The organism is Novosphingobium aerophilum (genome assembly GCF_014230305.1).
GTDB lineage: Bacteria > Pseudomonadota > Alphaproteobacteria > Sphingomonadales > Sphingomonadaceae > Novosphingobium > Novosphingobium aerophilum.
Map to the genome: position 1 here is coordinate 1 of NZ_JACLAU010000112.1, position 1,136 is coordinate 1,136.

Consider the following 1,136-nt stretch of genomic DNA (forward strand, 5'->3'; position numbering starts at 1 on the left):
CAGTGGTGCGCTTTACCTCCCGCACGGCAAGCGTCCGCGAGGGGGGTGGCCGCTGGCGGTGTGGTCGCATGGCACGCTCGGGGTGGCGGACAGCTGCGCCCCGTCGTGGACCGGCGCCAATCCCCGTGACCGGGCCTACATCAGCCGCTGGCTGGACGATGGCTTTGCCGTGGTGGCACCGGACTACCAGGGGCTCGGTGGGCCAGGGCCGCATCCCTATCTGATCTGGCAGGCCGAGGGTCGCTCGGTGCTCGACGCTGCCCGCGCCGCGCTGCGGGCAGGGGAGGGCATCGCCAACCGGGTCGTCATTACCGGGCAGTCGCAGGGCTCGGGCGCTGTGCTGGGCGCCGCCCGGCTCGCCGCGACCTATGCCCCGGATCTGGATGTCCGCGGCACAATCGCCACGGCCCTGGTCACGACCTTTCCCGATCCGGCGGCCGCACTGTCGAACACGACCCCGGGAGGAACGCCCTATTACCTGATCTACCGGATGATGTCGGGCAGTCTCCCGGACGGGGCGCCAGCGCCCGAAAGTCTTCTGTCCGACAAGGGCCGGATCATGCTGGCCGCGGCCCGTACCCGCTGCGATCCGCGGGTGGTCGCCGAAGCCAATGGGGTGACGGTGGACAACGCCTTCACCCGGCCACTGCCCGAGATCGAGCGCATGCTCGGCCCGGCGGGTTCGATGGACCCGTTCCGGACCCGCATCCCCCTGATGCTGGGCATCGGCCTCGCCGACGAGCTGATCGATCCCGAACGGCAGAAGCTTGCCCTCGCGGTGATCTGTCGCACGGGCAACAGGGTCCGGTTCCACGGCTATGCCGGGGCCCGCCACAGTGACACCCTGACCCGGTCGGCCAGCGATGCGGTCGCCTTCGCGCGCGACGCGTTGGCCGGTCGCCCGGTCGCCTCGGACTGCGCCAGCGGAGGCGCTGCCCAATGACCCACGATACCATCAGCGAAGTTCGGATCAGCCTGGCCTATCTCCCTCTGGCCACGCCGATCAGCGACGCCAAGGTTCTGACCGGCCGGCAGAAGCCGCTCACGCAGGTCGCCATGCTGTTCGCCGAGATCATCACCCGCGATGGCCGCGAGGGCTTCGGCTTTTCCTATTCCAAACGCGCGGGCGGGCCCGG

1 protein-coding gene and 1 pseudogene are annotated in these 1,136 nt (G+C 70.2%); both read left to right on the forward strand.

Annotated features, from left to right (window positions below; translation table 11 throughout):
- Positions 1 to 943 (forward strand): lipase family protein (locus tag H7F49_RS19245; RefSeq protein ID WP_185685158.1); only part of this gene is annotated, 943 nt, incomplete at its 5' end.
- Positions 940 to 1,136, forward strand: a pseudogene (locus tag H7F49_RS19250) (L-talarate/galactarate dehydratase); the annotation flags it as partial. The gene H7F49_RS19245 and the pseudogene H7F49_RS19250, both read left to right, overlap by 4 nt.